Source organism: Clostridium sp. 7_2_43FAA (genome assembly GCF_000158375.2).
Classification (GTDB): domain Bacteria; phylum Bacillota; class Clostridia; order Clostridiales; family Clostridiaceae; genus Clostridium; species Clostridium tertium.
This window is the reverse complement of the sequence record NZ_JH815222.1, coordinates 1,206,871-1,231,542: the sequence shown is the minus strand read 5'-3', so window position 1 is coordinate 1,231,542 and position 24,672 is coordinate 1,206,871. Positions and strand designations below refer to the sequence as shown.

The following is a 24,672-nucleotide window of genomic DNA, read 5'->3' as shown; positions in this document are numbered from 1 at the left end:
AACACCTGTAATTATAGTAATTACAGAGTTCACCTCCTAAAAATTACTTATTTAATCCTGCTTGAGCAAAAAGTCTCTTAACTACATCTGTAGGTTGAGCTCCATTTTGTACCCATTTAGTAGCTTTTTCTTCATTGATTTTAACTTCAGCTGGTTCAGTTAAAGGATTGTAGTATCCTATTTCTTCGATGAATCTACCATCTCTTGGTGCTCTTGAATCAGCAACTACTATTCTATAGAAAGGAGCTTTCTTAGCACCCATTCTTCTTAATCTGATTTTTACTGCCATGTTGTTTCACCTCCTTTAAAAGTTTAGTTTATATTAACTCATAAAAGGTAATTTACCAAAGAATCCTTTTTTAGATTTCTTTTGAAATGACTTCATTTGTTTCATTTGCTTTCTCATCATATCAAAGCCCTTAATGAGTTTGTTTACTTCTTGTAATGATGTACCTGAACCTTTAGCAATTCTTTTCTTTCTTGAAGATGATCCAGCTATAAGCTTTGGATTTCTTCTTTCCTTTGGTGTCATTGAGTGAATTATAGCTTTTACTCTGCCTAATTGTTTTTCACCAGCATCAAAGTCTATATCTTTCACTTCCTTTGGAATCCCAGGCACCATTTCCATTATCTTGCTTAAAGATCCTAGTTTTTTCATTTGCTCCATTGCTGTTAAATAATCTTCATAAGTAAAATCATTTTCTAGCATTTTTGAGCTTAATTCTTGTGCTTCCTTATCGTCAAAGGCTTGCTGAGCTTTTTCTATTAATGAAAGGACATCTCCCATTCCTAATATTCTTGAAGACATTCTATCTGGATAGAAAACTTCAAAATCGCTCATTTTTTCACCCACACCAATAAACTTAATTGGTTTTTCTGTAACACTTCTAATTGATAAAGCTGCTCCACCTCTTGTGTCACCATCAAGCTTAGTTAATATAACACCAGACACATCTAATGAATTATTAAAGCTTTCAGCAACATTAACGGCATCTTGACCTGTCATTGAATCTACTACAAGTAATATTTCTTGAGGATTTACTTCTTCTTTAATAGATTTCAATTCTTCCATAAGATTTTCATCTATGTGTAGTCTACCTGCTGTATCTATTATTATTACATTATTTCCATTTTCCCTTGCATGAGCTATACCTGCTTTTGCAATATCAACAGGATTTACTTTATCACCCATTTGAAAAACTGGAATATCTATTTGCTTTCCAACTACCTCTAATTGTTTAATAGCTGCTGGTCTATATATATCACAAGCTACTAAAAGAGGTTTCTTATTTTGCTTTCTAAGTTGTAGTGCAAGTTTTCCACTCATTGTGGTTTTACCTGCGCCTTGTAAACCAACCATCATTATAACTGTTGGCCCTACGGAGTTAAAGTTTAATTTACTTTCACTACCTCCCATAAGATTAGTAAGTTCTTCGTTAACAATTTTTATAACTTGTTGAGCTGGAGTTAAGCTTTCTAAAACTTCATTTCCAACACACTTTTCACTGACGCTTGAAATAAACTTCTTAACTACTTTAAAGTTAACATCAGCTTCAAGTAACGCAAGTTTCACTTCTCTCATGGCTTCTTTTATATCTTTTTCAGTTAGCTTTCCTTTGCCCTTAAGCTTCTTAAAAGCTTCCTGCAACTTATCGGATAAACCTTCAAAAGCCACGTTAATCCCTCCTATGATCTTATAAATCTTCTAATATACTTTTATATTTATTATAATCATCTTCAGATATTGAGTATTTATTTTTTAAATCCTCTAGAAGACTTATAATTATTTTTTCTTGATTAAAACTTTTTTTAAGTAAATTAAGTTTACTTTCATAGGATAGAAATTGTTTATAGCATCTCTTTATTAAATCATGGATAGCCTGACGACTCGTGTTATTCAATTCAGCAATTTCAGCTAAGGATAAATCCTCATTATAGTAAAGCTCCATAATTTTATACTGTTTCTCTGTTAATAATGGACCATATAAATCCATTAATAATGAAATCTCAACCCTATCTTCCATTTCATCACCTTACCCACAAAAGAGATTTTAACAAAACAATTCTATACTGTCAAGTATTTTTACTTAACACCCAATAAAAATTTTGTTCAAAATTTTTAAATGTACAATTAATAATTATCAATTGACAATTATTGAAATAATTCAGCAAAGCTGAATTATAAAATTTATTTTATAGAAATTCAGATTCAACTGAATTTCTACATTAATTATCCATTATCAATTGTTAAAACAGTGCTTCTGCAAATCCTTCTGCATCGAATTCTTGAAGATCATCTATTCCTTCTCCTACACCTATATATCTAACTGGTATGTTTAAAGTGTTTTTAATAGAAATTACAACTCCACCTTTTGCTGTTCCATCTAGCTTAGTTAAGATAATTCCATCTATAGGACAAGCCTCCATAAATTGTTTTGCTTGAATCACTGCATTTTGACCTGTGGTTGCATCCAAAACTAAAAGTGTTTCTTTTGAAGCATCACTAAATTCTCTATCTATTATCCTACCTATTTTAGATAATTCGTCCATAAGATTTTTCTTATTGTGAAGTCTTCCAGCAGTATCACATATTAATAAATCTATATTTCTTGATTTAGCTGCACTTACAGCATCAAATACTACTGCTGCTGGATCAGAGCCTTCCATATGCTTTACTATGTCTACTCCTGCTCTTTCACTCCACACTTCTAATTGGTCTATAGCAGCTGCTCTAAATGTATCTGCTGCTGCAAGTAATACTTTTTTCCCTTCTTCTTTATTCTTTGCAGCAAGCTTTCCTATAGAAGTAGTCTTACCCACTCCATTAACACCTATTACAAGCAACACCTTCTTTTCAGAACTTAAATTCTCTTCCCTTTCCTCTGTTCCTTCAAGTAGTATATCTTTTATTACAGCTTTTAAAGCTGGATAAACTTCACTTGGATCATTAATTTTTTCTTTTCTAATTTTAGCTTTTAGTCTATCTATAATTTCTAATGTTGTGTCCATTCCTATATCAGACATAATTAGAATTTCTTCTAATTCCTCATATAAATCCTCATCTATAGTAATAGCTAGTTTTAATGTTTCATTAATTTTATCTGTTAGTGCATCCTTAGTCTTTGAAAGTCCTGATTTTAAATTATCAAATATTTTTCCAAATATGGCCATAGTTTACCTCCTAATTATCTTTACTTAAGTCAACAGAAACTACTTTTGAAACTCCTTTTTCTTCCATAGTTACTCCATACATAACATCACTTGCTTCCATAGTACCTTTTCTATGCGTAATAACTATAAATTGTATATTCTCAGAAAATTCCTTTAAAAACTCTGCATATCTATATACATTTGCATCATCTAAGGCAGCCTCAATTTCATCTAATATACAAAATGGTGTTGGCTTCATCTTTAAAATTGCAAATAAAAGTGCTATAGCAGAAAGAACTTTTTCTCCACCTGACATTAAATTTATATTTTGAAGCTTTTTGCCTGGTGGTTGAACATTTATTTCAATATTAGCTGTAAGTTCATCACCTTCACCTAAAATAAGCTCTGCATTTCCACCTTTAAATAAATCTTTGAATGTTTCATTAAAGTTTTTATTTAATATTTTGAAGTTTTCTCTAAATAATTCTTGCATCTTTGAAGTCATTTCATTAATAACAGTCATTAACTCATCTTTTGCTTTATTCAAATCCTCTTCTTGAGCAGACATAAACTCATACTTTTCACAGACTTCTTCATATTCTACAATTGCTGCTAAATTCACTGTTCCAAGTGCAGTAATTTTAGCTTTTAACTTAAATATATCATCCTTAACCTTTGAAAGATTTTCTATATCTAACGCAATTTCAACAGCTTCTGCTAAAGTTAAATTTAATTCCTCATTCAATCTTTTATAATGATTTTCTCTTTCACTTTCTATTTTAGCATATACTATTTCTCTTTTGCTTAATTCACCTTCTAGATTTCTTAATGTTTCTATTAATTCATTAGTTTCCCCATCTTTTATTTTTAACTTATCTTTTAAAGTTATTCTTCTTACTTCATCAGACTTAAATATATCTTCAAGCTCATTTAACCTCTTATTGATTTCATCTATTAAATTCACTTTTTCATCTATTTGATTTTTTAAATAGTTTATGTTTTTTTCCTTTTCAGTATTTTCAGCTTTAAGCTTTAATATTTTTTCTTCTTTTTCTTTTTCTTCTTTTTCTTTTCTTTTTATTTCTGATTCTTTTCCATAAACTACTTCATCTAATGTTGCTTTATTTATTTTTATTTGTATAACTTCATCTTTTATTTTATCAAAGTTTTCCTTCTTTTCAATCAATAAAGTTTGTAAGCTTTGTGACTCATTTTTATTGCTTGAATTATTTTCTTTTAATTTATCTAATAACTCTTCTTTTATCTTTATTTCTTCTCTTAATCTATTTAAAGTTTCTTTATTTAAAGATAATTCTTTCTTTGAAACCTCAAAAGAATTTTTAAGCTTTAAGCCCTCATTTTCTAATGCTTTAATTTCACTTTCAAATCTTGTTATGTCAATTGTCTTTTCATGAACTTCATCACTTTTATTTAGATTTTCTTCATCTATCACTTTTATTTCTTCTTTTATTTTATTTAAAGATTTCTGCTCTAAAGAATATCTTTCTTTGCTTTTTGATATATTTTCTTCTAGCTCTTGAAGTTCTCTTCTTCTTCCTAAAATACTTGAATTATTTTTCTTATATATGCTACCTCCAGTAAGAGCTCCTCCTGGACTGATCACTTCTCCATCTAAAGTAACTATTTTTAGTTTATAATTTCCAAGTTTAGATATTTTTAAGGCACTCTCCATATCCCTAGCTATTATTGTTTTACCTAAAGAATAGTCCATTATTTCGCTAAATTTGCTATCAAACTTAATTAAATCAGATGCTAATCCTAAGAATCCAGGAACATTTTTTATATTCTCAGAAACCATTAATCTATTACCTTTAATAATATTTAAAGGTAAAAATGTAGCTCTTCCTAAAGAATTTTTCTTTAGATAATCTATTAATAGCTTTGCAACATTTTCATCTTTTGTTATTATGTTTGAAATAGATCCACCTAGCGCTATTTCTATAGCAGTCTCATAATCTTTATTAACAGTAAATATCTCACCTAAGACCTTAGTACCTTTTCCGTAAGAAACCTGTCCATTTTCTATTCTTTCCATCAATCTCTTTACAGATAATTGATACCCTTCATAACTTTTTTCTAAGTCTTTTAATGTAGTTAACTTACCTTCTAAAATGCTAATATTTCTAGATACTTCTCTTATAAGACTTTCTTTTCTTGTTGCTGAACTGCTCAAACTAGAAAGTTTTTTCTTATTTTCTAGTATACTATTTTTTATTTCTTCTCTTATTTTTCTTGTTTCTTCAATATTTTTATTAAGACCTAAAATAGTGGCTAAGTTAATACTTATATTTCCTTCAATAGTCTTTAAAGTATTTTCTCCATTTGCTCCTAATTCTTCTTTATTTAAGATTTCTTTATTTAATAGAGATATATTATTATTTATTTCTGATGTCTTTCTTAAAAGTTCAAATTCTTCATCCTTAAAATGTTGAATCTTATTCTCTAATTCCTTAATTTCTCTATTTAAATCTTGTACTTCTTTTTCTAGTCTCTTAATATCATTTTCTCTTTGTAATTGTTCTTTTATCTTTTCTTCTAATTCCTTACCTAAAAGATTCTTTTCCTCTATAGAAATCTTCAAACTATTTTCTAAAGCTTCTACTTCTGATGAATCCCTCTTTATCACTTCCTCTAAATTTTTTATTCTTTCTTTAAATATTTCTATATTTTTTAGACTTTGATTTAATTCTTCTTTTTTAGTATAATATTCACTTTTTTCTGTATTATTTTTACTTTCTAATTCTTCTATCTTATTTTCTAATAGTAGAAGTTCTTCTTTGTCTTTATGTAATTTATTTCTTTTAGCTTCTATATCAATTTTTCTACCACTTATATCTTCACTTATTCCATTAATTTCTTCATCAATTCTTTTTATGTTATTAACTAAAACAGAAACTTCTTTAACTTTAAGCTCTTCTGCCAAAGTTTTATACATTAAAGCCTTTTCTCTCTCTATTTTTAATGGTTCTATTCTCTCTTCATAAGTTAATATTATGTCTCTTATTCTAACCAAATTATTTTCAGTATTAGATAGCTTTCTTTCTGCTTCTTCTTTTCTTGATTTAAATTTAACTATACCTGCAGCTTCTTCTAATAAAGCTCTCCTATCCTCTGCTTTACCACTTAATATAGCTTCTATTTTACCTTGTCCAATAAGCGAATATCCCTCTTTACCTATACCTGTATCCATAAACAAATTATTAATGTCTTTTAACCTACATTTTTGATTGTTTATTAAATACTCCGTTTCACCCGATCTAAATATTCTTCTTGTAACAGTTACCTCTGAATAATCCGTATCCAATGAATTGTCTGAGTTATCTAGTGTAAGTGAGACTTGAGCTAGTCCAACTGGTTTTCTATACTGAGTTCCTGCAAAGATTACATCCTCCATCTTTCCACCTCTAAGTGTTTTTACACTTTGTTCACCTAGAACCCATCTTACAGAATCAGATATATTACTTTTCCCACTACCATTTGGACCTACTACTGCTGTTACTCCTTTTTTAAACTTTAATTGGGTTTTATCTGCAAAAGATTTAAAACCTCTTATTTCTAGGGATTTTAAAAACATAGATACACTCCTTACCTATATCAATGATACTAATAAACTCATTGAAAACATGATAGCTAAAATTATAGTAATTACATATATCATTTTTTGTCTTGTTTGCTTCTTCATAATTACCACTCCTATTCTTATTTAAGTTTATAGTAAAGATAGTAAAATATCAATAATAAGGTAGGCAAAATCTTGCCTACCTTATATACTAACCTTTTCTATTCTTTTTAGTACGATAACATTAACATTTCCTCTGTCTATTTTATCTTTGGTAGCTACTAGTATTTTTCCTTTATGATTGTTTTTTAAGTTATTAAAATATACTTTCTTATTTGCATACAGCTTACTTAAATCCTTTGAGTTTATTTCAATAATTATATCTTCATTTTCATTTATAGCAGATCTTATTTTATCACAAATTAAACTTCCTTCTACCAATTCTCTAAATGATGGATGGAATGGTCCATCTATTATATCTTTTCCCCAAGTTATACTTTCAGTTGGCTGAAGTCCTATTCTAATTATATTAACATTTGCATCTTTATATAGCTTATATAACTCTTTAGATATGTCAACTGCTTCCTCTAAGGAATAAGGCTTGTATTGACCTCTTTCATACATATCAGCCATAGGTGTGTCTTTAATTACTAATGAAGGATATATCCTACATATATCCGGTTTCATTTTTATAGACTTCTTCACCGTTTCTATATCTTTTTCAAAAGTATCTCCTGGAAGTCCTGGCATTATTTGATGTCCTAATGTAATACCATATTCTTTTATAAGTTTAGAAGCTTTTTCTACCTCTTCTGCACTATGACCTCTTCCTGATAATCTTAGCACTTCATCATCTAAAGATTGTACTCCAAGCTCAATTATATCTACCTTATAATCTTTTAAATAATCTAATATGTATTTATTTATTGCATCAGGTCTTGTAGACATTCTAATTTTATCTATATACCCTTTTTCTTTATATTCTTTTGCAACCGCTAGCAATTCTTTTTGTTTATTTACATTTATCGCTGTAAAAGTTCCTCCAAAAAATGATATTTCAACAGTTGAATTTTTATGATCTATAGTCTTAAGGTATTCATCTACAGTTTCTCTTACATCTCTTTCCGTAACTTCTTCCTGAACAACTTTTGCTATTCTATCTTGATTACAAAATACACATTGATGCGGACAACCTTGATGAGATATAAATATTGGTATTATATAATGTCTTTTACTCATTTAATTCCTCCAAATTTCTTAAGGCCTCTTTAGCTGCATTTTGCTCTGATTCTTTTTTACTATATCCTTCACCTTTTCCAAGCTCTCTATCTTCTATTAAAACTGATGTAAAGAACTTCCTTCTGTGCGGAGGACCTTCATACTTAAGTAATTCATATATTATTGATACTTCACCCGATTTTTGCATTTCTTCTTGAAGCTTAGTTTTATAATCTAAAACAATATCATTATTTATTGCTTTATCTATTATTTCTTTGAAATGACCTATTATATAATCCTTAACAAATTCAAGCCCTTTATCCAGGTAAATTCCTGCAAGTAAAGCCTCTACTGCGTCAGCTATTATAGAAACCCTTTCTCTTCCTCCTGTTAACTCCTCACCCCTACTTATTCTAATAAAATATCCTAAATTTAATTTTTTACCAATTTCATAAAGTGAGTTTTCACAAACTATAAGACTCCTTATCTTTGTTAATTCACCTTCGCTCTTGTTTTTATAATTTAAGAAAAGATATTCAGTGATACATAACTGTAATATAGAATCTCCTAAAAATTCAAATCTTTCGTTATACTCTTGATCCTTGTGTTGATTTGCATAAGAGCTATGAGTTAATGCAGTTTTTAAAAGCTTAGGCTCATTAAATGTTAACCCTATACTATCCTCAACTTCTTTTATATTAAACTTCGCCATTCTGTACACCCCTTGAAGTTTATTCTTCAATTTGCTTTTTAAGACACTCTTTATTAATAGAGCAAATTCAAGAATAAACCAAATTCTACCGTAAATTTTAAATATAAAATCCCGCATTAAAGCGGGATTATATTATTCTTCAACATGATTCTTTAAATACTTAACTACATCTCCAACAGTTTTAAAGTTTTCTGCTTCTTCATCTGGGATTTCAGTATCTAACTCATCTTCTAAAGCCATCATAAGTTCAACTAAATCTAATGAATCTGCATTTAAATCGTCAACGAATGAAGAATCCATTGTTATATCATCTTCGTTAATGCTTAATTTTTCAGCTATTATTTCTTTAACTTTCTCAAACATTTAATTCACCTCCTACATATATCATTTAGATAATATTATATATTATTTATCTAGTCAATATACATATTGGAATAAATTATATATTATTTTGAAGTTCTTCTTTTATTTTTTCTAATACACCATTGTCATAAAAAGTTTTGGTTTGTCTTATAGCATTTTTAAATGCCTTGCCATCTGAACTTCCATGAGCTTTAATACAAATACCTTCCACGCCTAAAAATGGTGCTCCACCATATTCCTTATAGTCAAACTTCACTTTTAATGCTTTAAATACAGGACTTAAAAGTCCAGCACCTATTTTACTAATTATACTACCTGATAAAATTTCTTCTTTTATCATTTTTAATAATGTCGATGCCACTCCTTCATACATTTTTAATAATGTATTTCCTACAAAGCCATCACAAACTAAAACATTTACATCTCCTTTGGATGTATCTCTTGGTTCTACATTCCCAATAAAATTCAAGCTATTTTCTTCTTTCAATAGCTTATGAACAGTTTTAGTTAATTCATTACCTTTTTCTTCTTCTGCCCCTATATTAACTAGACCAATTGAAGGGTTATTACTTCCTAGTACCCCTTGATAATATACTTTACCCATCTTAGCAAACTGAACTAAGTAATTAGGCTTACAATCTACATTTGCTCCAGCATCTACTATCATGAAACTACCATTTTTCCCTGGCATAATTGGAGCAAGTGCTGGTCTTTCTACACCTTTTATTCTTCCAACTATAAGTGTACACCCTGCTAAAAATGCACCTGTACTACCTGCTGATATAATAGCATCGCATTCCTTTTCTTTAACAAGTCTTAATGCTTTGCATATGCTTGAATCCTTTTTCTTTTTTAAAGCCATTACAGGATGCTCATTTGTAGAAATAACTTCTCTTGCATCAACTATATTGATTAGCTTTTCATCATATTGGTATTTCTTTAGCTCTTCTTCTATTTGCTCTTTAGGACCTGTTATGTAGTATTCTATTCCTTCGTATTCCTTTAAAGCTTGAATAACGCCTTCTATTACAGCTTTAGGTGCATTATCTCCACCCATACCATCTATAGCTATTTTCATAATACCATTTCGCCCCTTTTCTTTATATATAAAGAAAAGAAAGTCATTAGACTTTCTTTATTCTTCTACTGAAGCAACTACTTCTTTACCTTTATAGAATCCACAGTTCTTGCAAACTCTGTGAGCTAACTTCATTTCGTGACATTGTGGACACTCAACTATTCCAGGTAAGCTCGCCTTGAAAGTTTGAGCTCTTCTTGAATTTCTCTTTGCTCTATATGTTTTTCTAGCTGGATTTCCCATTACTACACCTCCTTATTTCCAAACAACTCTTGTAACTTTGCCAGTCTTAAGTCTACATCATTTGTCTCACATTGACAAGAACCTTCATTAAGATTTTTACCGCATTGGTAGCAAAGTCCCTTACAGTCATCTGTGCAAAGTCTCTTAATAGGTAAGGTTGAAATAATAACATTTTCAACTATTTTAGCAATATCTAAAGTATCGCTATCTACAAAAATAATTTCTTCATTATCTTGAAGTTCCTTATTATTTGTAAACCTTTCTTCTATATCAATATCTATTGGATAGATAAAGGCCTCTAGGCACCTTGAACAATTTAATTTCAATTTTGTTTTTATTGAAGCTTTTAAAGTCAAAACATCTTCAACAGAGATTATATTTCCAACTAAATTTACAGCTTCTGCAGCTTCTATTTTTTCTCCATCAAAATAAAGTGGAGCTAATTCATATGTTACATTGATTTCTTTTTTTCTTTTCTTTGTTGAAATTAAGTCTGAAAATTGTATAATCATATGTATTTGCTCTAGACAATGTCCTCATATCCTTTAGGATACATTATACACATTATGTGTATAGCTTGAGCAAAGCTTCATTTCACTCCTTAGATAAATATTTGCCGAATAAACACAATTTATTATATAAAGTGCATGATTAAAAGTCAAGCAATTTATTCTAAATAACCCAACTAATAATTATGCACTCTAAAAATTAATTACTTAATTAGTTCAACAGTATCTCTTGCTATAACTAATTCTTCGTTAGTTGGTATAACAAAAGCTTTTACCTTACAACCATCTTTTGATATTTCTCTTACTTTACCTCTAACATTATTTCTCTCAGTATCTACTTCTACTCCTAAGAATTCTAATCCTTTTAGAATTGATTCTCTAGTCTCTGGTCCATTTTCTCCAACACCAGCTGTAAATACTATAGCATCAACGCCACCCATTATAGCAGCATATGATCCAATTGTAGCTCTTACTTTATATTCAAATATAGCAAGTGCTAGTTTAGCTCTATGAACGCCTTCTTTGAATGCAGCATCTTCAATATCTCTAAAGTCTGAACTAATTCCTGATATTCCAAGAACACCTGATTTCTTATTTAATAAATCATTAACTTCATCAATCGATAAACCTTCTTCTTTCATTAAGAAAGTAACTATAGCTGGATCTATATTTCCACTTCTTGTTCCCATAGCTACGCCTTCAAGTGGAGTGAATCCCATTGAAGTATCTATAGATACACCATTTTTAACAGCGCATAAACTTGCACCATTTCCTAAATGACATGTAACTATCTTTAAATCCTTTATATCTTTTCCCATAACTTCTGCTACTTTTTGAGAAACATATTTATGAGAAGTACCATGGAATCCATATTTTCTTATTCCATGTTTCTTATATAAATCATATGGAAGTGCATATAAATATGCTTCTTCTGGCATTGTACCATGGAAAGCAGTATCAAATACAGCTACCATTGGTGTATTTGGCATTAATTCTTCGCAAGCTTCTATACCTATCATATTAGCTGGATTATGAAGAGGAGCTAATTTGAAGCAATCCTTAATATAATTCTTGACTTCTTCATTTATAACCACTGAATTTTTATATTTTTCTCCTCCATGAACAACTCTATGTCCAACTGCTGTTATTTCATCCATTGATGAAATAACTCCATGCTCGCTATCTATTAAAGCATCTAAAACTAATTTTATAGCTATCTTATGATCATTCATAGGTTGTTTTACTATATATTTGTCTCTTCCTTCAACCTTTTGAGTTAAAACTGATCCTTCAATTCCTATTCTTTCTACTAAACCTTGAGCTAATGATTCTTCAGTAGCCATATCTATTAATTGATATTTTAGCGATGAACTACCACAATTGATTACTAATACTTTCATTTGTTTTACTCCTTCCTAATGGATAATTATTTTTGTAGCTTGTGCTTGAACAGCAGTTAATGCAACAACATTAACTATATCGTCAGAGCTACATCCCCTTGATAAATCATTTATTGGTTTTGCAAAACCTTGACACATAGGTCCAATAGCTTCTGCATTAGCAAATCTTTGAACTAATTTATATCCTATATTTCCACTTTGTAAGTCTGGGAATATTAATACATTAGCTTTACCAGCAACATTACTATTTGGAGCCTTTTGTGCTGCTACTTTACCAACTATAGCTGCATCTAATTGTAATTCTCCATCTATTAAAAGATCTGGTCTTAATTCCTTTGCAAGTTCTGTAGCTTTTCTAACTTTATCAACCATTTCATGATCTGCACTTCCCATTGTTGAGAATGAAAGCATTGCCACTCTTGGTTCTATCTTACAAAGATTTTTAGCTGTATCAGCTGTAGCTATTGCTATTGCTGCTAATTGTTCGTAATTTGGATTTGGATTAACTGCGCAATCAGAGAATAAAAGCATACCTTCTTCTCCATATGTTGATCCTGGCACCATCATTATAAAGAAACTTGAAACAACTGATACACCTGGAGCAGTTTTGATTATTTGTAACCCTGGTCTAAGTAAATCTCCTGTTGTATGTACGGCACCTGATACCATTCCATCAGCATCATCTAACTTAACCATCATAGTTCCAAAATATAATGGATCTTTTACTATTTTCTCTGCTTTTTCCAAAGTCATACCTTTGTTTTTTCTTAATTCATAAAACTCATTAATATAAGTTTGTAATCTCTCTGAATTATTCGGATCAACTATTTCTATTCCTTCTAAGTTTACTCCTAATTCTTTAGCTTTTTCATTAATTCTACTATTGTCTCCAACTAAAACTGGATAAGCTAAACCAAGTTCTTGTATTCTTTGAGCTGCTACTAAAGTTCTATCCTCATCACCTTCTGGAAGAACGATTCTTCTTTTATCAGCTTTAGCTGCATCCCATAATTTATTCATAAGTTCCATAATATTTACTCCTTTCAAAAAGACACGGACTCATCTTCACATACTAATATACTCCTAAATAACTATAATTTTCAACATAAAAATGTACGAAAGATTTAATTCTTTATATTGTAAATATTCAGAATATTATCTTTATATATAATCCATCTCTTTTAATATAAAATTATTATGCTATAATAATTTTATATTTCCCAATAAGGAGTGTATTTATGAATATAACAGGAATAATAACAGAATATAATCCCTTTCATAACGGTCATCTTTATCACTTAAATTCTGCTAAAAAAGAAACTAATTGTGATGGTGTCGTTTGTGTAATGAGTGGAAATTTTGTTCAAAGAGGTGAGCCTGCATTAATTGATAAATGGAAAAGAGCTGAAATGGCAATTTTAAATGGTGTTGACTTAGTTATTGAATTACCTACTTTTTACGCTTTATCTTCTGCTGAATTTTTTGCAAAGGGCTCTATATCTATTCTTGACTCAATTAGTGTAATTGATAATATTTTTTTTGGAAGTGAATGTGGCAATATAAGTTACTTAGAAAAAATTGCTAAAACATTAACACTTGAATCTTTTGATTTACAATCTAAAATTAAGGAAAATTTAAAATCTGGAATGACCTTTGCTAAAGCAAGGGAACTATCTTTAAAAGACATATTAAAAGATGATTCACTTGAAGAAGTCTTATCTAGTTCAAATAATATTTTAGGAATTGAATACATAAAATCTCTAATAAATTTAAATAGTTCAATTTTGCCAATTACCTTAAAAAGGGAAGGATCAAGATATAACGATAAATCATTAACTAGTACTTTTGCTTCTGCAACTAGCATTAGAGAAAACTTAAAAAAAGATTTATCTTTAGGCGAATTAGAAAAATATTTACCTAGCGCATCTTTAGATATTCTTTATTCATTAAAAGAAATTAATTATCCCTTTATATTTGAAAAAGAAATGTATCCATACATTAGGTACAAATTACTAACTAATTGTATAGACTTTAACAATCTTTTTGAAATAAAAGAAGGATTAGATAATAAATTCTTAAAGGAAATTTGTAATAGTGATTCCTATGAAGATTTAATCTTTAAAGTAAAAAGTAAAAGATATACCTATACAAAAATTTCTAGATTAATGGCTCAAATATACTTATCTTTAGATAAATATTCTCATGAAGAACTAATAAAACCAACAAACTTATATGCTAGAGTTCTTGGTTTTAATAATACAGGAAGAGCTATCTTAAAAGAAATGAAGAAAAAATCAAAAATACCAATTATAACAAAGGTCCCTAAAAATATAAATAATCCATTATTAGGTTTAGATATTCAAGCAACAAAGGCATATTCAATCTTAAATAACAAATTAAATCCCTTAAGTGATTATTTTCAATCACCTATAATAAAAGATTAATATTAAGAAGTCATAGGCATATAAATACTATATAGGAGGTTAATTTTATGTTTAGTATTTTTGTTTTATGGCTTTTTGTCTTTTTACTTATAGCATTATTATTAAAGCTTTTAAATGTAAGAAAAAATTACGTAATCTGCTTTGCAATTACCATCTTTATTATTGTATTTGTGGTAAATTTAGAAGCCAGTATGTCTGCCGCTATAAGTGGCGCAAAACTTGTTGTAACTGCAATATTACCAACGATTTTTCCCTTTAGCGTAATATGTAATTTACTAATTTATTATGATGGTATCGGACTTTATTCAAAAATACTAGGTCCATTACTTTGCAAACCATTAGGTCTTTCAAAAACTTGTTCTTTCCCATTAGCCGCAAGCTTTATATGCGGTTATCCTTTAGGAGCAAAATATTCTTCAGATATTTATGAACTTGGATATATACATAAAAGCGAGTATGAAAGGCTATTAAATATAGCTTCTAATGCAGGCCCTATTTTCATATTAGGATCAGTAGCAGCTTCTATGCTTTATAATGTAAAACTTGGATATATCTTATTAATTGCCAATTATCTTTCTATAATAATTGTAGGTTTTTTAACAAGGAAAAAATCTATAAATATCAGTTCATCTAATACTATGAATAGTTCTTATAAAGAAAATCCTTTTGGAACTAATTTAAAAAATTCCATAGAAGGAGCAATTACTACAACTATAAATGTAGGTGCTTTTGTAATAATATTTTCTGTAGTTATAAGCATAATAAAAAGCAACACTTATATAAGTACTGCTTTTGAAATCTTGGAAAACTTAGTTAAATTACCATCCGGAACTTTATACAACTTATTTTTAGGTAGTATTGAATTTACAAACGGATGTAAATTAATTTCTGCATCTAGTATATCCATGAGCCTAAAATTAAGCATGATGAGTTTTATTTTATCATTTTCAAGCTTATCAGTTATAGCTCAAGTAAGCTCTATAGTGAGCAAAAGTAATCCAAATATTAAAAAATACATTTTTTATAAATTTATTCAAGGAGTACTAAGTTTTATAATAACCTTTGTAGCAAGCAATATAATTTTGACTTCAATACCTACTTCAAACATAACTCCAAGTGAAAATTATACTATTTATACATTTTATAGACTTTTTATTCCTATATTAATATTGCTTAGTATAACACTATTAATATCAATGGTAGTAAAAAACTTTAAAAGAAGATTACATTCCTCTTAATTCAGAAATGTTTTCTTTAATTTTATCTCCTGTGCTACTTAATTTTTCATCTATATCTTTTGCTGCCATTTCAAAAGATTTTTGCATATTTTCAATTAGCATATTTCTTTTTTCTTCAATTTCTCTATCTAATTGAGCTAAAATTTCCGTTGAATATTCTCTTGAACCAATCCTAATTGCCTTAGCATCTCTTTGAGCTAGGGCAATTATTTCATTAGCTCTTATTTTTGATTCTTTAACTATATCATGATTTTCAACTTTCTGTTTCATCATTTCCATAATTTCACTTTTAGTCGATTCATATTGCTTTTGCGCATCCCCTAGTATTCTGTCTTTTTCAGTCATTACCCATTGTGCTTTTTTTAATTGATCTGGAAGATAATTTATTACTTGATCAATTACTTCTAAGAATTCCTTTTTATCTATTACACTTTTACCTGTTATAGGCACTTTGGGAGCTGTTTCTATTAACTCCTCTAAATACTCTAAAAGCTCTATAATATTAACTTCAATCTTATCCATCCCTCTTCCCCCTCGATAAAAATCTTTAAAATCTATCCATAACTTCTGTAATTAGTTCTTCTGGTACAAGACCTTTGATATTTCCACCAAACTTTGCTACTTGCTTTACTGAAGATGAACTTACATAAGAATATGCTGAAGAAGTCATCATGAATACCGTCTCTATATCTGGATCAAGTTTAGAATTCATAAGTGCCATTTGAAATTCATATTCAAAATCAGATACTGTTCTAAGACCTTTTAGTATAACTTTTGAATTATGAATTCTTGCAAAATCTACTAATAATCCTTCAAAACTTAAGACTTCTACATTATCTAAATCCTTAGTAACTTTTTTAATTAATTCCACTCTTTCTTCAATATCAAATAAACATTTTTTATCCATATTTACTAGCACAGCAACTATAAGCTTATCATAAATTTTAGCTCCCCTAGAGATTATATCTAAGTGGCCATTAGTAATAGGATCAAAACTTCCTGGATAAACTGCTATATTCATATCTTTCACCTTTTAAATTACTCCTCATATTTATAAAAGCATACTGTTGTATTACCGTACTTTCTGCTTTGCAATAACTTTATATCCTTATATCCATCGTATATTTCTTCTATAGAATCTATTTTAGTGACTATTATTCCATTTTCTTTTAGCATATTATTTTCTTTTATTATTTTAATTGCTTCTGGAATCATTTCCTTACAATAAGGCGGGTCTATAAATATAATATCAAAAATTTTCCCCTTTTTATTTAACATTTTCAAAGCATCATATGAATCCATATTTAATGGAGTACAAAAATCTTGAAATTTTAAATTCTCTATATTTTGTTTTAATAAAGGAAATGTTGTGTTGCTTTTATCAATTAAATAAACCTCTTTAGCTCCTCTACTTGCTGCTTCTAAACCAAGACTTCCTGTCCCTGCAAAAACATCTACAGCAACTGCATCTGGTATGTATCCTTGAATTATACTAAACATAGCTTCTTTTACTCTATCTAAAGTTGGTCTAGTTTCCATAGTTGCAGGAGGTATTAATTTTCTTCCTCTTGCTTTCCCTGCTATTATTCTCATTTAGTTTCCTCCTTAGGTACTATCATTTCAATTTTAACATAATATTTCTCTATATACAATTTTTTAATTAAAACAAATATATCGACTATATCTTTCAATTGAATTAGATATTTCATTACATAATTTTACATGTTCTATTTGCTCAGAGTTAATTAAATTATTAGCTTCGTATCTTGCACATTTCAGTATATCAATATCTTCATAAATATCCGCAAGCACAAGACCTATATCTCCACTTTGTCTAAGACCAAACATTTCTCCTGCACCTCTTAACTTAAGGTCTTGTTCTGATATATAAAAACCATCAGTTGATTCTGTCATTATTTTCATTCTCTTTCTTGTTTTTTCATTCTTAGCTTTTCCAATTAAAATACAATAAGATTCATATTGTCCTCTTCCAACTCTTCCTCTTAACTGATGAAGCTGTGCTAATCCAAATCTTTCTGAATTCTCTATAATCATCATGGATGCATTAGGAACATTTACTCCTACCTCAATAACAGTAGTTGAAATAATAACTTTAATTTTATCATCTTTAAATAAATTTATAAGCTCATCTTTTTCTTTAGGCTTCATTTTACCATGAAGTATTTCTACGCTTATATTTTTAAATACACCATCTTTTAATTCTTCATAAAGCTTTTCTACTGAATTTAATTCCATTTTTTCATTTTCTTCAATTAAAGGACAAACTATATAAACTTGCCTTCCTTTTCTTATTTCATCTAAGGCTAAATCATAAGCTAACATCCTATCATTTTCCGAATAAAATCTTGTATCTATTTTCTTTCTTCCTGGAGGTAGCTTATCGATTATTGAAACATCTAAATCAGAATACATATATAAAGCTAAAGTTCTAGGAATAGGTGTTGCCGTCATAACTAAAACATCCGGTCTTCTTCCCTTATTTATAAGCTTACTTCTTTGTTCAACACCAAACCTATGTTGTTCATCGGTAATAACAAGACCTAAATTAGTAAAATCTACATCTTCTTGTATTAATGCATGTGTTCCTATAACAATTAATGGCTCTCCAGTTGATATCCTTTCTTTTATCCTTCTTTTTTCTTTTAAACTAGTACTTCCTGTTAGTAATTCAACTTCTACGTTAAAATTTTTCAAAATCTTTAACGTCTCTTCATAATGTTGATTAGCAAGTATTTCTGTAGGAACCATTAAAGAAGCTTGAAATCCATTTTTTATAACATTAAACATAGCTATTATAGCAACTATGGTTTTTCCGCTACCAACATCCCCTTGAACCAGCCTATTCATAGAATACTTACTTTTTTGATCTCTTAAAATTTCTCTAACAACTTTTGTTTGTGCATCTGTCAAATTAAAAGGTAATGATTCTTTTAATGTAGTTAACTCTTCATGCCAATAAAATGAAATTCCATCATTGCTTCTCAATTTATTTTTAAGTAATAAAAGTTTCATCGAGTAAGTAAATAGTTCTTGGAATTTCAATCTTATAATTGCTTGATCTAAATCACCTTTTCCTTTTGGAAAATGTATTTCTCTAATAGCTTTATCAAGACCTATCATCTTATATTTATCTAAAATTTCCTTCGGTAAATTATCTGTTATTATTACTTCATCTAGTATTTGATTTATAAGTTTAGTAATTATCCTATCACTTAAATCGCCCTTTAATGGATATTTAGGTATAATTTCACTTTTTTTTGCATCTCTACATCCAACCATAGGATTTATTACTTCTAATAAATTTCCTACTCTTTTAAACTTACCAACTAAATCATAAAACTCATTTAATCTATAAGAATTTTTTATGTATCTTTGATTAAACCATTTTGCAATGACTATATGTCCTTTATAATCAAACTTTATTGCAGATATTATCTTCCCAGTTTTAGTTTTAACATCTCTATCGTATCCTATTACCCTGCAAGTTAGAATTTGTTTTTCTTCACCATCTATTTCATTAAAGGCAACATCACCTTTAATAAATTCATAATCTCTTGGAAAATATAAAAGTAAATCATAAATAGTAAATATCCCACATTTATTAAGCTTTTCAGTAAGCTTTGGTCCTACTCCTTTTAAAGAAGAAATCTCCATAAATATATTCATTTGCTCACCTCAAAATTTTAATTCACTAAATATTAAAGCACAAGTTTCCACTTATGTAAATAAAGTAGTAACTTGTGCTTTTTAATTATTCTACTGACATTAAGAAGTAATAAAGAGGTTGTGCTCCTCTATAGCATTGAACATCTAAATCTTCATATTTTTCTTCTATTTTTTCTGCAAACTTTTCTGCTTCTGCTTCAGTAACATCTGCACCATATAATATTGTTATAAGTTCACTTTCTTCATCTATCATCTCTGAAAGCACTTCTTCTGCAACATCGCAATATGATGAACCAACTTTCTTTATCTTACCTTCAATTAGACCAAGCATATTTCCTTCTTTTATTTCTATTCCATCCATTTCTGTATCTCTTACTGCATAAGTCACAGAACCTGTCTTAACCATTCTCATTGCTTCTTTAAGACTTTCTATATTTTCCTCAACTTCAACTTCTGGATTAAACATAGTTATACATGTTATTCCTTGAGGAATTGTAGTTGTTGGAATAACTTTAACATCTTTATCAGATATTTCAGCAGCTTGATTTGCTGACATTATTATATTTTTATTATTTGGTAAAACAAATATATGATCAGCATTTAATTTAGATATACATTCCATTATATCTTGAGTTGAAGGATTCATTGTTTGGCCACCTTCTATAACATAATCAACACCTAAATCTTTGAAAATATTTGTTATACCTTCTCCCATAGCAACTGCTACAAAAGCATACTTTTTCTTTTCTTGTTCTACTTCTTCAATAGCTGCTTCACCTTCAAAGTGATTTGAATCATTAACATTAGCTTCTTTATACTCTTCTTTACTTAAAAGTACTTCTCTATGTTCTTCTCTCATATTATCTATTTTTATTTTAGATAATTCTCCTAATTTAACAGCCTTTGCTAAAACAGCACCAGGGTCATTTGTATGAATATGTACTTTTATTACATCTTCATATCCAACTACAACTTGTGAGTCTCCCATTGGTATTATTTCATCTCTAAATTTATCAGCTTTACTAGCATCTGCAAGAATTATAAACTCAGTACAATATCCAAATTTTATATCTATATCTTCTGTACCTTGAGCTCCTTGCATTTTAGCTGAAGCTGGCTTTATATCTTTTATTTCTGCTTTTATATCATCTTTTAAAGCATCATACATACCTTTAAGAATAATGTATAATCCCATTCCACCTGAATCTACAACCTTTGCCTTCTTTAAAGCTGGTAATAAATCTGGAGTTTTATCTAACATTATTTTTGCTTCTGTTACTATAACTTCCATAAGATCTACTACATCTTTAACATCTGTATCAATAGCTGCTTCTGCAGCTGCTCTAATTACAGAAAGTATAGTTCCTTCTGTTGGTCTCATAACTGCTTTATAAGCAGCATTACTACCTTCTTTAAATGCTATTGCAAGTTCTACAGTGTCTACTTCAGTCTTTCCTTCTAAGCCCTTAGAAATACCTCTTAATATTTGTGAAAGAATTACTCCTGAATTTCCTCTTGCACCCATTAAAGCTCCTTTAGCAAGCTTTTTTGAAGTTTCTGCAATTGATTCAGAATTTAATCCCTCTATTTCTTTAACCGCAGCTTTAAATGTAGCTGACATGTTTGTTCCTGTATCTCCATCTGGAACAGGGAATACATTTAAAGCATTAACATATTCACTTTCCTCTAACAATCTATTGCTAGCATTAACAACCATGTTATAAAAATCATGGCCATTTATTTTCTGATATTTCATCTTTTTACCTCCTAGACTCTAACTGCTTGAACATTTACTGTAACAGATGAAACTTTTAATCCAGTAAAGTTTTCCACACTATAACGTACCTTTTGTATTATGTTATTTGCTATTACAGAAATCTTTGTTCCATACTCAACCATAACATATAATTCTATTACTAATTTATCTTCATTAAACTTTAGCTTAACACCCTTGCTTAAATTTTCTATTCTCATTAATTCCCATAAGCCTTCAGTGGCATTCTTAGAAACCATACCAACAACTCCATAGCACTCCATAGTTGAAAGACCAACAATTTTTGCAAGTACCTCTTCAGAGTAATGTATATTTCCAAGTTCGTTTGAATATCCTACCATATAGAATCCTCCTTATAAATATCCTTATACTATATTTTATATTACTTACATTTATTATTCAAGTAAATATTACATAGCTTAGTATATGGAGATATCCTTAGATATATAATTTTTTTTAATTTAAAAGTTTTTTCATTTTTTTCTCAATTTCTCTTGCTTTTTTGACACCTACTATGTTAAAATTTAATCTGTCCTATTGAAGAGAAATTATCTTCACAAATAAGGAGGTGTTTTCAAGTGGCAAGAAGATGCGAAGTTTGTAATAAAGGGGTTGTATCTGGAACTCAATACTCCCACTCACATCGTCAATCAAAGAGAACTTGGGCTCCTAACATAAAGAGAGTAAAGGCTTTAGTTAACGGAACACCAAAGACAGTTCATGTATGTACAAGATGCCTTAGATCTGGTAAGGTTCAAAGAGCAATATAAGTTCAAATAGAAAATGCAATTGAATTAACAATTGCATTTTTTATTTTATATTTTTTTAATTTTTAAAGAATCTCTTCCTTAATAGTCATACACTCTTCATATGTATTTTATTTTTTTCTTTTAAAAAATCTTATAAAATTTGAAATAAACCTTGGTAATTTTATAGCTATTATCTTCATAAATTCTCCCTCCAATAAAAAATCACTCATCTCTTTATATACATTGTATGCAAATAAATAAAATGAGTGATTACTTTTTTAAATTTAATCTTTTGTATAGAGAACCATTAAAATTCCACTATCAAATGTTATTTTTATATCATTACCTATAAATTCATTAGACGTTGTTAATCCATCGCCTAAACATAAATCATAATTTATAAGATCATATTTTGATCCACATATATTAAGATTTTTTACGCATTCGCAATAAGCATGAAAAGATATTGTGTCACCTTTATTTCCTTTTAATATCATACTTTTATCAGTTAAAAAAATTATATTATTATCATCAATTATTTTTAAAATTATAGACATTTTTAGAGCTTTTAACATAAGACCTAAATTACTTAAGGAGTGATCGTACCTTGTCCCTGTACCTCCTAGTAATACTATTTCTTTTGCTCCCTTTTCAACTGCTAAATTAAAAGCAATTTCCGTATCAGTAAAGTCTTTTTCCTTTTTATATTTAATTTTTTCACATCCTGAAACTTCCATAGCTTTTATTATATCTTTATCAGCTGAATCAAAATCACCTAATATGTAATTAGGAGATATATTATAATTGTATAGCACCTCACACCCTTTATCTGCACCTATTATTAAATTTGAATTTTTTATTTCATTTAACAATAGCTGTTTTGACGGTGCTTCCCCTCCTGATACTATTATGGCTTTCATTTTATTCTCCTCTTATTGCTTCAATATTTTCTTTAAGATTTCCATCTCCGAAAACAGCAGAACCAGCAACTAAAACATTAGCTCCAGCTTCAATTATAGCTTTAGCATTTGTTTTATCTACTCCTCCATCTACTTCTATTAATAAATCCTTATTTGAATCTAAGCTCATTTCCTTAACTTCTTTAATTTTATCCAAAGCATAAGGTATAAACTTTTGTCCTCCAAATCCAGGGTTAACTGACATAATTAGAACTAAATCTAATTTATTTATTATATTCTTCAAAACAAAAGTTGGAGTTCCAGGGTTTAGTGATACCCCCGCCCTTATGCCTTTTGATTTTATATATTCTATAGCTCTATCTATATGCTTTTCTGCTTCATAATGTATAGTTATTATATCTGCGCCAGCATTAACAAAATCATCTATATACCTTGATGGATTTTCTATCATTAAATGAACATCAAAAATCTTAGATGTTTTATTTCTTATTGATTTTATTACTGGTAATCCTATACTTATATTAGGCACAAAATTTCCATCCATAACATCTATATGGATAAAGTCCGCTCCTGCTTTATCTACATTAATAATTTCTTCACCTAATTTTGAAAAGTCTGCTGATAATATTGATGGTGATATTTTTACCATTTATGTTTTTCCCCCTCTAACAATTCTTCTAGTATTCTTATATAAAAATTATATCTAGTTTCGTTAATTTTATTTTCTTGTAATGCATTTTTCACTGCACATTCAGGCTCTTTATTATGAAGACATCCTCTAAACTTACAATTATGATTGTACTCCTCAAATTCAGGGAAACAATATCTAAGTTCTTCTTTGTTCATAAAGCTAATATCTATATTTGAAAAACCTGGGCTATCTACTAAATACCCATTTTCTATTTCAATAAGCTCACTATGTCTTGTAGTATGCTTTCCTCTACCTATTTTTTCTGATACAACTCCTGTTTCCATATGCGTTCTATTTATAAGAGTGTTTATAAGAGTTGATTTTCCTGCACCTGAAGGTCCACATAGTACTGTTTCATTATCACTCAATCTTTCTTTAAGCAACTCTATACCTAAACCTTTTTTAGCATTTATAAATAATACATCATAACCAATATCATTAATTTTTTTCTTAACTTCTTCTTTTTCTTCTTCACTTGCTAAATCTACTTTATTTAAACAAACTATTGCTTTAATGTTGTTATATTCACATAAAATTAAAAATCTATTTAAAAGATCAAAGTTAATGTCTGGATTCTTTATTGCAAATACTACAAAAGCTTGTGTAACATTTGCTACAGTAGGTCTTATCAATTCAGAAGATCTATCATGTATATCTTCTATTACTCCTTTTCCATTAGAAACATTTATATCTACGTTATCTCCAACCATAGGCTTCATATCCTTATGCCTAAACTTTCCTCTTGCCTTACATTCTATAACTCCTTCTTTAGTTTTAACATAGTAAAACCCACCAATTCCTTTTATTATTTTTCCTTCCATAATTCCTCCGAATAATTTAATCTTCATATTTATAATAAACAGATTTCACCAAAAAATGCAAATAAATTTTAAATAAAATAAAAAATCAGCTAAAA

25 protein-coding genes are annotated in these 24,672 nt (G+C 28.9%); 3 read left to right on the top strand and 22 right to left on the bottom strand.

Features of this window, described 5'->3' with window-relative positions; translation table 11 throughout:
* Positions 1–43 precede the first annotated feature (43 nt).
* The 13 genes from rpsP to pta form a co-directional block, all read right to left on the bottom strand.
* Positions 44–289 (bottom strand): 30S ribosomal protein S16, encoded by a 246-nt coding sequence (gene rpsP, locus CSBG_RS07405; protein ID WP_008678375.1) that lies wholly within the window; start codon positions 287–289, stop codon positions 44–46.
* A gap of 33 nt (positions 290–322) precedes the next feature.
* Positions 323–1,675 (bottom strand): signal recognition particle protein, encoded by a 1,353-nt coding sequence (ffh, locus tag CSBG_RS07400; RefSeq protein WP_008678374.1) that lies wholly within the window; start codon positions 1,673–1,675, stop codon positions 323–325.
* Between the two features lie 19 nt (positions 1,676–1,694).
* Entirely contained in the window at positions 1,695–2,024 is a 330-nt protein-coding gene (locus CSBG_RS07395) for a putative DNA-binding protein (RefSeq protein WP_008678372.1), read from the bottom strand.
* Between the two features lie 223 nt (positions 2,025–2,247).
* The gene (ftsY, locus tag CSBG_RS07390) at positions 2,248–3,165 is read right to left on the bottom strand and encodes a signal recognition particle-docking protein FtsY (protein ID WP_035285739.1); all 918 of its coding nucleotides are present in this window, start codon (positions 3,163–3,165) and stop codon (positions 2,248–2,250) included.
* A 16-nt stretch (positions 3,166–3,181) separates the two neighbouring features.
* Positions 3,182–6,745, bottom strand: coding sequence for a chromosome segregation protein SMC (gene smc / locus CSBG_RS07385; protein ID WP_008678369.1), 3,564 nt, complete (start codon positions 6,743–6,745; stop codon positions 3,182–3,184).
* A gap of 189 nt (positions 6,746–6,934) precedes the next feature.
* Positions 6,935–7,969 (bottom strand): radical SAM protein, encoded by a 1,035-nt coding sequence (locus CSBG_RS07380; protein WP_008678365.1) that lies wholly within the window; start codon positions 7,967–7,969, stop codon positions 6,935–6,937.
* A complete protein-coding gene (rnc, locus tag CSBG_RS07375; RefSeq protein ID WP_008678363.1) occupies positions 7,962–8,660 on the bottom strand; it encodes a ribonuclease III in 699 nt (232 codons plus the stop codon). Before rnc ends, CSBG_RS07380 begins: the two co-directional genes overlap by 8 nt.
* A gap of 132 nt (positions 8,661–8,792) precedes the next feature.
* Positions 8,793–9,023 carry an acyl carrier protein gene (gene acpP / locus CSBG_RS07370; protein ID WP_008678360.1) on the bottom strand — a complete coding sequence of 77 codons (231 nt, stop codon included), beginning with the start codon at positions 9,021–9,023 and terminating at the stop codon, positions 8,793–8,795.
* 76 nt (positions 9,024–9,099) lie between these two features.
* Positions 9,100–10,101 carry a phosphate acyltransferase PlsX gene (gene plsX, locus CSBG_RS07365; protein ID WP_008678358.1) on the bottom strand — a complete coding sequence of 334 codons (1,002 nt, stop codon included), beginning with the start codon at positions 10,099–10,101 and terminating at the stop codon, positions 9,100–9,102.
* Positions 10,102–10,158: 57 nt separating this feature from the next.
* Positions 10,159–10,344, bottom strand: a complete 186-nt coding sequence (gene rpmF, locus CSBG_RS07360; RefSeq protein ID WP_008678357.1) for a 50S ribosomal protein L32 — start codon at positions 10,342–10,344, stop codon at positions 10,159–10,161.
* Positions 10,345–10,346: 2 nt separating this feature from the next.
* Complete coding sequence (locus CSBG_RS07355; RefSeq protein ID WP_008678355.1) at positions 10,347–10,856, bottom strand: DUF177 domain-containing protein; 510 nt, start codon at positions 10,854–10,856, stop codon at positions 10,347–10,349.
* A gap of 200 nt (positions 10,857–11,056) precedes the next feature.
* A complete protein-coding gene (locus CSBG_RS07350; RefSeq protein WP_008678353.1) occupies positions 11,057–12,253 on the bottom strand; it encodes an acetate kinase in 1,197 nt (398 codons plus the stop codon).
* A gap of 15 nt (positions 12,254–12,268) precedes the next feature.
* Positions 12,269–13,282 carry a phosphate acetyltransferase gene (gene pta / locus CSBG_RS07345; RefSeq protein WP_008678352.1) on the bottom strand — a complete coding sequence of 338 codons (1,014 nt, stop codon included), beginning with the start codon at positions 13,280–13,282 and terminating at the stop codon, positions 12,269–12,271.
* Positions 13,283–13,491: 209 nt separating this feature from the next.
* Here pta and CSBG_RS07340 point away from each other — a divergent pair, with 209 nt between their 5' ends.
* On the top strand, positions 13,492–14,697 hold the full coding sequence (locus CSBG_RS07340) for a nucleotidyltransferase (RefSeq protein WP_008678350.1): 1,206 nt from the start codon (positions 13,492–13,494) through the stop codon (positions 14,695–14,697).
* Positions 14,698–14,744: 47 nt separating this feature from the next.
* A complete protein-coding gene (gene ylbJ / locus CSBG_RS07335; RefSeq protein WP_008678348.1) occupies positions 14,745–15,935 on the top strand; it encodes a sporulation integral membrane protein YlbJ in 1,191 nt (396 codons plus the stop codon).
* On the opposite strand, the gene CSBG_RS07330 is transcribed toward ylbJ, so the two are convergent.
* The 6 genes from CSBG_RS07330 to CSBG_RS07305 all read right to left on the bottom strand — a co-directional run bounded on the left by CSBG_RS07330 (position 15,921) and on the right by CSBG_RS07305 (position 21,737).
* Complete coding sequence (locus CSBG_RS07330; protein WP_008678346.1) at positions 15,921–16,457, bottom strand: hypothetical protein; 537 nt, start codon at positions 16,455–16,457, stop codon at positions 15,921–15,923. The two genes, ylbJ and CSBG_RS07330, sit on opposite strands and share 15 nt — an antisense overlap.
* Positions 16,458–16,482: 25 nt before the next feature.
* Positions 16,483–16,956, bottom strand: coding sequence for a pantetheine-phosphate adenylyltransferase (gene coaD / locus CSBG_RS07325; protein ID WP_035285736.1), 474 nt, complete (start codon positions 16,954–16,956; stop codon positions 16,483–16,485).
* 17 nt (positions 16,957–16,973) lie between these two features.
* Entirely contained in the window at positions 16,974–17,528 is a 555-nt protein-coding gene (gene rsmD, locus CSBG_RS07320) for a 16S rRNA (guanine(966)-N(2))-methyltransferase RsmD (protein ID WP_008678342.1), read from the bottom strand.
* 63 nt (positions 17,529–17,591) lie between these two features.
* Positions 17,592–19,622 (bottom strand): ATP-dependent DNA helicase RecG, encoded by a 2,031-nt coding sequence (gene recG / locus CSBG_RS07315; RefSeq protein ID WP_008678341.1) that lies wholly within the window; start codon positions 19,620–19,622, stop codon positions 17,592–17,594.
* Between the two features lie 85 nt (positions 19,623–19,707).
* Positions 19,708–21,378 carry a DAK2 domain-containing protein gene (locus tag CSBG_RS07310; protein ID WP_008678339.1) on the bottom strand — a complete coding sequence of 557 codons (1,671 nt, stop codon included), beginning with the start codon at positions 21,376–21,378 and terminating at the stop codon, positions 19,708–19,710.
* A gap of 11 nt (positions 21,379–21,389) precedes the next feature.
* Positions 21,390–21,737: an Asp23/Gls24 family envelope stress response protein gene (locus tag CSBG_RS07305; RefSeq protein WP_008678337.1), complete on the bottom strand. Its 348-nt coding sequence runs from the start codon at positions 21,735–21,737 to the stop codon at positions 21,390–21,392.
* A gap of 237 nt (positions 21,738–21,974) precedes the next feature.
* Here CSBG_RS07305 and rpmB point away from each other — a divergent pair, with 237 nt between their 5' ends.
* The gene (gene rpmB / locus CSBG_RS07300) at positions 21,975–22,166 is read left to right on the top strand and encodes a 50S ribosomal protein L28 (RefSeq protein WP_008678335.1); all 192 of its coding nucleotides are present in this window, start codon (positions 21,975–21,977) and stop codon (positions 22,164–22,166) included.
* A gap of 263 nt (positions 22,167–22,429) precedes the next feature.
* Here the strand turns inward: rpmB and CSBG_RS07295 are convergent, their stop codons facing one another.
* Genes CSBG_RS07295 through rsgA form a run of 3 tightly spaced genes read right to left on the bottom strand, consistent with a single transcriptional unit; the run spans position 22,430 to position 24,577 of the window.
* Positions 22,430–23,065 (bottom strand): thiamine diphosphokinase, encoded by a 636-nt coding sequence (locus CSBG_RS07295; RefSeq protein ID WP_008678332.1) that lies wholly within the window; start codon positions 23,063–23,065, stop codon positions 22,430–22,432.
* Position 23,066: 1 nt separating this feature from the next.
* The gene (rpe, locus tag CSBG_RS07290) at positions 23,067–23,714 is read right to left on the bottom strand and encodes a ribulose-phosphate 3-epimerase (RefSeq protein ID WP_008678331.1); all 648 of its coding nucleotides are present in this window, start codon (positions 23,712–23,714) and stop codon (positions 23,067–23,069) included.
* Positions 23,708–24,577 (bottom strand): ribosome small subunit-dependent GTPase A, encoded by an 870-nt coding sequence (rsgA, locus tag CSBG_RS07285; protein ID WP_008678330.1) that lies wholly within the window; start codon positions 24,575–24,577, stop codon positions 23,708–23,710. The genes rpe and rsgA overlap by 7 nt, the downstream gene beginning before the upstream one ends.
* Positions 24,578–24,672 lie beyond the last annotated feature (95 nt).

What these genes read in the sequence shown, in the direction of transcription:
- ylbJ (WP_008678348.1), top strand. Translation starts at nt 14,745, where the DNA reads ATGTTTAGTATTTTTGTTTTATGGCTTTTTGTCTTTTTACTTATAGCA.
- pta (WP_008678352.1), bottom strand. Translation starts at nt 13,282, where the DNA reads ATGGAACTTATGAATAAATTATGGGATGCAGCTAAAGCTGATAAAAGA.
- acpP (WP_008678360.1), bottom strand. Translation starts at nt 9,023, where the DNA reads ATGTTTGAGAAAGTTAAAGAAATAATAGCTGAAAAATTAAGCATTAAC.
- rpsP (WP_008678375.1), bottom strand. Translation starts at nt 289, where the DNA reads ATGGCAGTAAAAATCAGATTAAGAAGAATGGGTGCTAAGAAAGCTCCT.
- CSBG_RS07380 (WP_008678365.1), bottom strand. Translation starts at nt 7,969, where the DNA reads ATGAGTAAAAGACATTATATAATACCAATATTTATATCTCATCAAGGT.
- recG (WP_008678341.1), bottom strand. Translation starts at nt 19,622, where the DNA reads ATGAATATATTTATGGAGATTTCTTCTTTAAAAGGAGTAGGACCAAAG.
- CSBG_RS07310 (WP_008678339.1), bottom strand. Translation starts at nt 21,378, where the DNA reads ATGAAATATCAGAAAATAAATGGCCATGATTTTTATAACATGGTTGTT.
- rnc (WP_008678363.1), bottom strand. Translation starts at nt 8,660, where the DNA reads ATGGCGAAGTTTAATATAAAAGAAGTTGAGGATAGTATAGGGTTAACA.
- rsmD (WP_008678342.1), bottom strand. Translation starts at nt 17,528, where the DNA reads ATGAGAATAATAGCAGGGAAAGCAAGAGGAAGAAAATTAATACCTCCT.
- smc (WP_008678369.1), bottom strand. Translation starts at nt 6,745, where the DNA reads ATGTTTTTAAAATCCCTAGAAATAAGAGGTTTTAAATCTTTTGCAGAT.
- CSBG_RS07395 (WP_008678372.1), bottom strand. Translation starts at nt 2,024, where the DNA reads ATGGAAGATAGGGTTGAGATTTCATTATTAATGGATTTATATGGTCCA.
- CSBG_RS07330 (WP_008678346.1), bottom strand. Translation starts at nt 16,457, where the DNA reads ATGGATAAGATTGAAGTTAATATTATAGAGCTTTTAGAGTATTTAGAG.
- CSBG_RS07350 (WP_008678353.1), bottom strand. Translation starts at nt 12,253, where the DNA reads ATGAAAGTATTAGTAATCAATTGTGGTAGTTCATCGCTAAAATATCAA.
- rpe (WP_008678331.1), bottom strand. Translation starts at nt 23,714, where the DNA reads ATGGTAAAAATATCACCATCAATATTATCAGCAGACTTTTCAAAATTA.
- CSBG_RS07305 (WP_008678337.1), bottom strand. Translation starts at nt 21,737, where the DNA reads ATGGTAGGATATTCAAACGAACTTGGAAATATACATTACTCTGAAGAG.
- plsX (WP_008678358.1), bottom strand. Translation starts at nt 10,101, where the DNA reads ATGAAAATAGCTATAGATGGTATGGGTGGAGATAATGCACCTAAAGCT.
- CSBG_RS07340 (WP_008678350.1), top strand. Translation starts at nt 13,492, where the DNA reads ATGAATATAACAGGAATAATAACAGAATATAATCCCTTTCATAACGGT.
- coaD (WP_035285736.1), bottom strand. Translation starts at nt 16,956, where the DNA reads ATGAATATAGCAGTTTATCCAGGAAGTTTTGATCCTATTACTAATGGC.
- rsgA (WP_008678330.1), bottom strand. Translation starts at nt 24,577, where the DNA reads ATGGAAGGAAAAATAATAAAAGGAATTGGTGGGTTTTACTATGTTAAA.
- CSBG_RS07355 (WP_008678355.1), bottom strand. Translation starts at nt 10,856, where the DNA reads ATGATTATACAATTTTCAGACTTAATTTCAACAAAGAAAAGAAAAAAA.
- CSBG_RS07295 (WP_008678332.1), bottom strand. Translation starts at nt 23,065, where the DNA reads ATGAAAGCCATAATAGTATCAGGAGGGGAAGCACCGTCAAAACAGCTA.
- rpmF (WP_008678357.1), bottom strand. Translation starts at nt 10,344, where the DNA reads ATGGGAAATCCAGCTAGAAAAACATATAGAGCAAAGAGAAATTCAAGA.